Annotated in this window: 7 protein-coding genes; 5 read left to right on the top strand and 2 right to left on the bottom strand. The window is 65.8% G+C overall.

Features of this window, described 5'->3' with window-relative positions; translation table 11 throughout:
- The 4 genes from ACKOED_RS00465 to ACKOED_RS00450 form a co-directional block, all read left to right on the top strand.
- Positions 1-277 (top strand): endonuclease/exonuclease/phosphatase family protein (locus ACKOED_RS00465; protein ID WP_408914609.1); only part of this gene is annotated, 277 nt, incomplete at its 5' end.
- A 54-nt stretch (positions 278-331) separates the two neighbouring features.
- Complete coding sequence (locus ACKOED_RS00460; RefSeq protein WP_408914608.1) at positions 332-988, top strand: ABC transporter ATP-binding protein; 657 nt, start codon at positions 332-334, stop codon at positions 986-988.
- Positions 988-3399 carry an FtsX-like permease family protein gene (locus ACKOED_RS00455; RefSeq protein ID WP_408914607.1) on the top strand — a complete coding sequence of 804 codons (2412 nt, stop codon included), beginning with the start codon at positions 988-990 and terminating at the stop codon, positions 3397-3399. The genes ACKOED_RS00460 and ACKOED_RS00455 overlap by 1 nt, the downstream gene beginning before the upstream one ends.
- Positions 3389-4444, top strand: a complete 1056-nt coding sequence (locus ACKOED_RS00450) for a lipocalin-like domain-containing protein (RefSeq protein ID WP_408914606.1) — start codon at positions 3389-3391, stop codon at positions 4442-4444. Before ACKOED_RS00455 ends, ACKOED_RS00450 begins: the two co-directional genes overlap by 11 nt.
- Here ACKOED_RS00450 and ACKOED_RS00445 read toward each other — a convergent pair.
- The gene (locus ACKOED_RS00445; RefSeq protein WP_408914611.1) at positions 4438-5355 is read right to left on the bottom strand and encodes an acetamidase/formamidase family protein; all 918 of its coding nucleotides are present in this window, start codon (positions 5353-5355) and stop codon (positions 4438-4440) included. The two genes, ACKOED_RS00450 and ACKOED_RS00445, sit on opposite strands and share 7 nt — an antisense overlap.
- The gene (locus ACKOED_RS00440; RefSeq protein WP_408914605.1) at positions 5355-6194 is read right to left on the bottom strand and encodes a B12-binding domain-containing protein; all 840 of its coding nucleotides are present in this window, start codon (positions 6192-6194) and stop codon (positions 5355-5357) included. Before ACKOED_RS00440 ends, ACKOED_RS00445 begins: the two co-directional genes overlap by 1 nt.
- A 239-nt stretch (positions 6195-6433) precedes the next feature.
- Between ACKOED_RS00440 and ACKOED_RS00435 the strand changes: the two genes are divergently transcribed.
- Positions 6434-8341: a primary-amine oxidase gene (locus tag ACKOED_RS00435; protein WP_408914610.1), complete on the top strand. Its 1908-nt coding sequence runs from the start codon at positions 6434-6436 to the stop codon at positions 8339-8341.
- Positions 8342-8677: the final 336 nt, after the last annotated feature.

Genomic DNA, 8677 nt, shown 5'->3' with positions numbered 1-8677 from the left:
CCTGCTGGGCGATACCAACGAGTGGCGCATCGGCGGCCGCTCGGCGCTGCGCAATTTCGATCCGCATCTGAGCGATGTTGATATGGCGATTGCCAGCTTTCCGTCGCGCTTTCCGCTGTGGCCGCTGGACCGGGTTCTGACCAACCGGCATGTCACCGTCTATGAGATGTATGCCGTCGAAACCAAGCTGTCGCGGGTGGCCTCCGATCACCTGCCGGTCAAGGCGGTGATCGGCGTGACACGCGCCGCGGCGAGGCAGATGCTGTCTCCGGCCTGACGGGTCCGCCGCCGGCCGCCCTGCGTAGTATGACCGGTGATGGCGGGAGACCAGATGCTGCTCGAAGTCAAGGACGTCGGCAAAGCCTATGCGACCAGCGAAGGGCATTTGCAGGTTCTGCGCGGGGTGAGCTTCGCCGTCGATCGCGCGGAGTGTGTGGCGCTCACCGGCGAATCAGGGAGCGGCAAGAGCACGCTGCTGCATCTCGTGGGTGGGCTCGACCGGCCTGACGCGGGCGCTGTTCTGTTCGAGGGCCGCGACATCACGAAGCTGGGCGAGGCGGAGCTCGCGGCCTACCGGCGGTCCAGCGTCGGCCTCGTGTTCCAGCAATTCAATCTTATTCCATCACTCGACGTGGCGGCCAATCTGGCGTTCCAGGCACGGCTCGCCGGACGCCATGATGCCGCCTGGTGCGCGCAGCTCGCTGAACGGCTCGGGCTGTCTGCCTTGCTCACGCGCTATCCGGAGCAACTGTCGGGCGGCCAGCAGCAGCGGGTGGCGATCGGCCGCGCGCTGGCGCTGAAGCCGCCGCTGATCCTCGCCGACGAGCCCACCGGCAACCTCGATGAAGCAACCGGGGACCAGGTCCTTGACCTGATGCTAGCGCTGCAGGCCGAGACCGGTGCGGCGCTGCTCATGGTTACCCACTCGACCCGGCTTGCCGCCAGGCTTGGGCGGCGGCTTCATTTGAGCGCCGGAAGGCTCGCCTGATGTTGTGGCAAGGCTTTCTCGTTCTGCTGTCACACTGGCGGCGGCATCGTCTGCAACTCGCCATGCTGTTGGCGGGCCTGGCGCTTGCCACCGCGCTGTGGTCGGCGGTGCAGGCGATCAATGCGCAGGCGCGGCTCAGCTATGCCCGTGCCGCGGCCGTGGTGGGGCAGGACCGGCTTGAAACCCTCGTCCGTGCCGATGGCGCGCTGATTGATGAGCGGCTCTATGTGCGTCTGCGCAAGGCGGGCTGGCTCGTCGCGCCGGTGCTCGAAGGCGAGGCGCGCTTCGGAACCAAGCGGCTCCGGGTGATCGGCATTGACCCGCTGACCTTGCCGCCCGCCGCGGCGCAGGTTGATGTCACGGCAGCGGATATCGGCCTTGCCGCGGTCATCACGCCACCGGGGCTGCACATCGTGGCGCCCGAAACGGCCGCCCGCCTCGAAGGCATGAAGACGCCGCCCTTGCGGCTCACCGACACGCTGCCGCCCGGTACGGCGCTCACTGACATCGGCGTCGCCCAGCAATTGCTCGATGCGCCGGCCCTCGTGTCGCGGCTCCTGCTGTGGCCGGAACAACGCGACGGGCTGCCGCCGCTCGCCGGTCTCGCGCCGGAGCTGGAGCGCCGCGCTCCAGCGGCCGAAACCGATCTCTCGCGGCTCACTGACAGCTTCCACATGAACCTCACGGCCTTCGGCTTCCTGGCTTTCGCGGTGGGTTTGTTCATCGTGCATGCGGCCATCGGCCTTGCCTTCGAGCAGCGCCGGCCGGTGGTGCGCACGCTGCGCGCCCTCGGCTTGCCGCTGAGACATCTTGTCGTGCTTTTCCTGGTTGAGCTTCTGGCCTTGTCGCTGGCGGCAGGGCTCGTTGGCGTGGCATTGGGCTATGCTGTCGCCGCTTTGCTGCTGCCGGATGTGGCCGCGAGCCTTAAGGGCCTTTACGGCGCCGAAGTACCAGGCCAACTGGCGATCACGCCATCGGTCTGGCTGCTGGGAATCGCCATCGCGGTCGCTGGCACTCTGGCCTCGGCGGCTTCACGGCTATGGCGGGTGGCCGCCGCGCCACTGCTGGCTCCGGCCCAGCCGCGCGGCTGGAGCCTGGCTGCCGGAAAAGCACTCCGGCTTGAGGCACTGGCCGGTGCCGGCCTGCTAGCGGCGGCCGCGCTGGCCGTAAGGTTTGGAGATGGTCTCGCGGCGGGTTTCGCGGCGCTGGCGGCGGGCCTGCTTGGCGCAGCGCTGCTGTTGCCGCTCATGCTTTCGGGGCTCATGGCCCTGGCGGGCAGATTGTCCAGGGGCGTGGTTACGCAATGGTTCTGGGCCGACAGCCGCCAGCAGCTTCCCGGACTGTCGCTGGCGTTGATGGCCTTGCTGCTGGCGCTCGCCGCCAATGCCGGTGTCGGCACGATGGTGAATAGTTTCCGCCTCACCTTCGTTGGCTGGCTCGATCAGCGGCTCGCCGCTGAACTCTATGTCACGGCCCGCGGCGAAGATGAGGCAGCCGCCATGCGCGAATGGCTCGTCCAGCGCAGCGATGCGGTATTGCCGATCTGGGCCACCGAGATTCGTCTTGCTGGCCAGCCGGTCCAGGTGGTCGGCGTTGCCGACCATGCGACCTACCGTGACAACTGGCCGATGCTTGCCGTGGCGCCACAGGCATGGGACCTGATCGCCAGAGGCGAGGCCGTGCTGGTGAACGAGCAGCTGGCGCGCCGCGCAAGCCTTGATCTTGGCCAGAGCGTTGCGCTGCCCGGCAACCGGAGCCTGCCGATCGCCGGGATCTACTCCGACTATGGAAACCCCAAGGGCCAGGTCATGGTGGGTCTTGATCTCTTGCTGGCGCTGGACCCTGAGGTGAGCCGCCTGCGCTATGCGGTGCGGGTCGCGCCGGAAAGAGCGGCTGCGTTGGCTTCCGAACTCCGCGAGGCCTTCGCGCTTCCCGCGGAGAGCATCGCCGACCAGGCGGAGGTCAAGGCGTTCTCGCTGCGTATTTTCGAGCGCACCTTCGCGGTCACCGCGGCGCTCAATGTGCTGACGCTGGGTGTCGCCGGGCTGGCAATTTTTGCCAGTCTCCTCACCTTGGCGGATATGCGCCTCGCGCAGCTGGCGCCTGCCTGGGCGATGGGTCTGACGCTTCGCAGGCTGGCGCTGCTGGAGCTGTTGCGCAGCCTCGCGCTCGCCGCGTTCACGATGTTGGCAGCCGTGCCCGCCGGGCTGGCGCTGGCCTGGCTGTTGCTGGCGGTTGTCAATGTTGAAGCATTCGGCTGGCGCCTGCCGATGCACGTGTTTCCGGAAGACTGGGTGAGGCTGGCGCTGCTGGCAATCGTCAGCGCGGCCGTGGCCGCGGCGATCCCCGCCCTGCGGCTGATGCGTTTGCCGCCCGCTGAGCTGCTGAAGGTGTTTGCCAATGAACGTTAGGCTGATTGTTCTTTTCCTGCTGGCGATGGCCGTGCCGGCGCTGGCCCAGGGCTTCGCAGGCCTTGGCGGCGATGCGGAGGGCTTCGCCATGCCCGAGCGTGGCAGGGCGCTCATCTTCCCGCGCGATCATGGCGCGCACCCGGCTTACCGTATCGAATGGTGGTACCTCACCGCCACGCTCAGCGGCGCCGACGGCCATGACTATGGCGCGCAATGGACGCTGTTCCGGTCCGCCCTCAAACCCGAAGAGCAACCGGGCTGGCAGAGCCCGCAGCTGTGGATGGGCCATGCCGGGCTGACGACGGCCACGAAACATTATTCCGCCGAACGCCTGGCGCGCGGCGGCATCGGCCAGGCTGGTGTCGGGCTCACGCCGTTCGTGGCTGAGATCGACGACTGGCGCATGGCATCGCGTGCCGCGCCGGGGTCCGACGAGATCACGGCACTCGATGTCTCGGCGGGCGGCGGCGGCTTTTCCTACCGTCTCAAGCTCGATGCCACGGGCCCGCTGGTGCTGCAGGGCGATCGTGGCTACTCGGTGAAATCAGACAAGGGCCAGGCCAGCTACTACTATTCGCAGCCATTCTACCAGGTGAGCGGAACCATCACGGTCGAGGGCCGGGAAGTGGAGGTGACCGGCGAGGCCTGGTTCGATCACGAATGGTCGTCGCAGCCCCTGAGCCCTGATCAGACCGGATGGGACTGGTTCTCATTCCATTTCGACTCGGGCGAAAAGCTGATGGGCTTCCGGCTGCGCGATCAGGGCCCCGGCTTCACCTCCGCAACCTGGATCGGCAAGGATGGCGTTCCGGAGCCGCAGCCGCCCGGAGCGCTGGCGGTCGAACCTCTTGCCTTCGAAAATGTTGACGGCCGCAAGGTGCCGGTGCGCTGGCGCGTGGCGCTGCCGTCCAAAGGCCTTGACGTCACCACCCGGGCGCTCAATCCGAAAGCCTGGATGGACACCCAGGTTTCCTATTGGGAAGGCCCGGTCAGGATCGAGGGATCGCATCCAGGCCGCGGCTATGTTGAGATGACCGGCTACTGACCCAGCTTGGACAGCGCCTCGCGCGGCATCCGGCAGGCCACCGAATAGGCGGGGTTGAAAACATTGGCCACGTCATAGCGCACCCATTGGCCCATGACATGGCTTGCTGACACCTCGTCGAGGCCAAAGTCAGCCATCAGCCAGTCCAGCATCTCGGTGGTGGCGTGCTGCAGGGCCTGGTCGAGCGGGCGGGCATTGCCGATGGTGAAGATCTCCCGTTCATTCATGCCGCGCGGCCAGCCAATCTTCCGGCCCTTCAGCACGCGCAGCGTGAAGGTCACCTCGGCGGCCGTCTCGATACCGGTGCCGACGATTTCGCCATCGCTCTGCTGGGCGTGCACGTCGCCGAGGAAGAAAAGCGCGCCCGGCACCGAGACCGGAAACATCGCTTCAACACCAGCCCGAAAGCCGCGGTAGTCCATGTTGCCGCCATAGCGTCCGCTGGTCGCCGTCGAAATCGCCTGGCCCAAGTCCGGCGCCACGCCGAAACAGCCGATCATCGGTTCGACCGGCACCGACCACGCGGCAAGGGCCGGTGGCGGGTCGGCGAGCCTCGCGCGGCCGGCAGCGGCGTCAATTATCCAGTTTACGATACGGTGATCTGGAAAACGTCTTACCGCACGTGGATCGACGACATTGGCGCTCAGAACATCGAAGGTCCAGCCAGTAGCGCGGGTCATGCGGATATCGCGGATGGCGACCAGCAGCGTGTCTCCCGGTTCCGCACCGGTTACGAGGAATGGCCCGGTCATTGGGTTGGGGCGGGTCGCAATCTGCTGGCCGAGATGGTCGAAGCCATGCGCGTCAGCGGTTGCCGCGACAATGGTGTCGCCGCTGGCAACGGTCATCACCGGCGCATGGCCGCCGATGGTGTTGTGCAGGAGCGTTGGCGTGAAGCGTTGCAAGGTGATCAGCCAAGGCTCCCGGCGAGCAGTTTCTTCGCCAGGATGACGGTGGCGGGGCCATTGGCGGCGGTGCCGTCGGCGCCCAGCGCTTCCACCCATTGCGGATTGCGGGCAATGGCCGAGCCGCCCACCATGATCCCCACCTTGGGGTTCAGCGACAATTCCCGCACCCGGGCAATGGCCGTCGCCAGCGCTTCCTGGTGAATGTCCGAGCCCAGCGAGAAGCCGATCACCCCGAACCACTCCTGCGCGGCGATGTCGGCGGCTTCCTCAAACCGTGGCGTGGTGCAGGTCCACACATGCCAGCCTGCCGCACGCAGGAATTTCTGCACGATGGCGCTGCCATAGCTGTGCTGCTCGCCCGGCGCCACCGCCAGCAGAACCTTTCGCTTCGCGTCCAACGCTTCAACGGGCTCGAGCCCTTCGAACAGAAGAACGATCCGCTGCAGCCGCGACACGCCAAGTGTCACATCCACGAAGTCGATCTTGTCGTCGTTCCACAACTCGCCAAGATGGCGGGCGGTCGGTTCCAGCAGATCGGCATAGAGGCTATCGAGTGAGACGCCGTCATTCTTGAGGCGGAGAAGGAATTCCGCCGCGCCGTCGCCTTGCTGTCCCAGAACGAGGTTTGCCAGTTCGGCAATCTCGGCAGATCCCGGCGAGGTGGCTGGCGCATCTGTCCCGGCCTCGCCGCGCGCCTTGTCATGAAGCGCCAGCAGGCGGGGCACCACCAGTTCTGCGACGATCCGGCTCAGCTTGGCGTAGCGGACTTCCGGCGCATCGATTGCAACGGGCAACGGCGGCAGGAAATCAACCTCCGGTCCCGTGCCTCCCGCCCGGTTCATGCTTGGCCTTTCATGGCCAGCCCCTGCGGACTCGTCCTGTTGTTGCGCCATCCCCCGTGTCCTTGCCGAGGCTGCCGGTCATCCGCCGGAGCCCTTATTGGATCGGATGATAGGTGCGCGCGGCCGGGGCTGCAATCAGTCATTTCGCGGTTGCGGAAAAATCACACAGCCACGCTCCGCCGCGTGATGTCTTTTGCACAAGACAGGCCAGTTTGGAGGCGGCCGGCCTGCCGTGCTAGCTGGTTCGCCAGCAGAAGGACACGCATGACATGACCACACATCCGCTCGATCCCCTGACCAAGGACGAAATCGCCCGCGCCCGCGATATCGTCAGGCGCGACGGCGGCCTGAGTGCGAAAGCCTGGTTCGAGACCGTCGCGTTGCAGGAGCCCGGCAAGGCCGCCCTGGCCAGCGGCAGCGCCCGCCGCGAGGCCTTCATCTGCTGCTATGATCCGGCCTCTGGCCTTACCTGGGAAGGCGTCGCCGACCTTGGTGCCGGCGCGCTTCGGCTTTGGGGCGAGGTGGCGGGCATGCAAGCGCGCATCGTCGCTGATGAGTTCGTCGCCGGGGGCGAGGCGGCCAAGAAGGACCCGCGCTTCATCGCCGCCTGTGCGAGACGCGGCATCACCGACATGGACAGCGTTTTGGTGGAAGCCTGGGCAGCGGGCTATTTCGGCATTCCGGAGGAAGAGGGCCGGCGCATCGCCTATGGCCATTGCTGGGTGCGCAACGCGTCCGGCGACAACCCCTATGCGCGGCCCATCGCCAACCTCCATCCGGTGATCGATCTGCGCCGCATGGAGGTGATCCGCGTCGATGATTTCGGCGTGGTGCCGCTGCCGCCGGACGGCACAGATATCATCCAGGCGGCGACCCGCCATGATTTGAAGCCCCTCGAAATCACCCAGCCCGAAGGCCCCAGCTTCACCGTCGACGGCCACGAAGTGCGCTGGCAGAACTGGCGCATGCGCGTCGGCTTTCATGTGCGCGACGGGTTGCTCCTGCATGACATCGGCTATGAGGATCAGGGCCGCCTGCGCCCCATCATGCGCCGCGCCGCGATGGCGGAAATGGTCGTGCCCTATGGCGACCCGACGGGCGGCAACTACCGCCGCAATGCCTTCGATACCGGCGAATATGGCGTTGGCCAGTTTCTCGATTCGCTCACGCTGGGCTGCGATTGCCTGGGCCTCATCCATTATTTCGACGCCTGGAGCCATGACTGGCAGGGCAATCCGAAGCTGATCAACAACGCCATCTGCATGCATGAAGAGGATTTCGGCACGCTGTGGAAGTACACCAACTGGATGACCGGCCAGACGACGGTGAAGCGCTCGCGCCGGCTGGTGATTTCGTCCGTCGCCACCATCGGCAACTATGTCTATGGCTTCTTCTGGTATTTCTATCAGGACGGCAACATCGGGGTGGAGGTGAAGGCCACCGGCATACCCTTTGCCTCGGCGGTGCCGGTGGGGGCGCGTTCGGCCTATGGCGCGCTGATGGCGCCGGGCATCGAGGCGCATGTGCATCAGCATGTGTTCTGCTACCGTTTCGACATGGCGGTGGATGGCCCCCGCAACAGCGTCAAGGAAGTGAACTTCTTTGCCCCGCCCATGGGGGAGGCCAATCCGCATGGCAATGCGATCCGGATCGAGGAGACGCTGCTCGCCTCGGAACTGGCGGCCTGCCGTGACATCGATGTGGCGTCCCAGCGCTATTGGAAGGTGGTGAACCCCAATGTTGTCAATGGTTTGGGTGAGCATCCCGGCTACAAGCTCATGCCGGGCGTCAATGCTTTCCCCTTCCAGCATCCGGACTCGCATGTCGGGCGGCGGGCGGGCTTCATGTATCACCATTTCTGGGCCACGCAGTTCGCTCCCGGTGAGCTCTATCCGGCGGGCACCTATCCCAACCAGCACAAGGGCGGCGACGGCCTGCCTGCCTGGGTCAGGCAGGACCGCTCCCTGGTCAATGAGGATGTGGTGGTGTGGTATGTGATGAATTACCACCACCTGCCGCGCCCGGAGGACTGGCCGGTGCAGCCCTGCGTCTACGCCAATTTCCACTGGATGCCGGTGGGCTTCTTCGCGGCCAACCCGGCGCTGGACGTGCCGTCGCCGGAACCAGAAGCAAGCTGCTGTTGTTGACAGCGCGCCCCGTCATACCGGCGCCAGGAGCCCTGCTGCGGGTCTGCCAGCGTGACCGGCGCAATTGGCGCAGGATGAGAGCAAGCGGCAGCCGCAAGAGATCCGGCATGTTGATGAAGCGGCGCGGCTTCCCGCCCTCGGAACAGGATCCGGCGTCGCTGAAACAGTGCTGCTTCCAACAGTCCGGTTTCTTGGTCTAGAGCGGCACCCTATCTGAATGAATCTTTTTGGGATTCCCAAATCAGCGAGAAAATGATTCACACTGTCTGCCGGGTTTGGAGGCCGGCAGTCATGTCGAAAGCGCTGTCACTCGATCTCAGGGTCCGGGTCCTGGCC

Origin of the sequence: Aestuariivirga sp., from assembly GCF_046093005.1 — a bacterium.
GTDB lineage: Bacteria > Pseudomonadota > Alphaproteobacteria > Rhizobiales > Aestuariivirgaceae > Aestuariivirga.
This window is presented reverse-complemented; position numbering and strand designations above follow the sequence as displayed.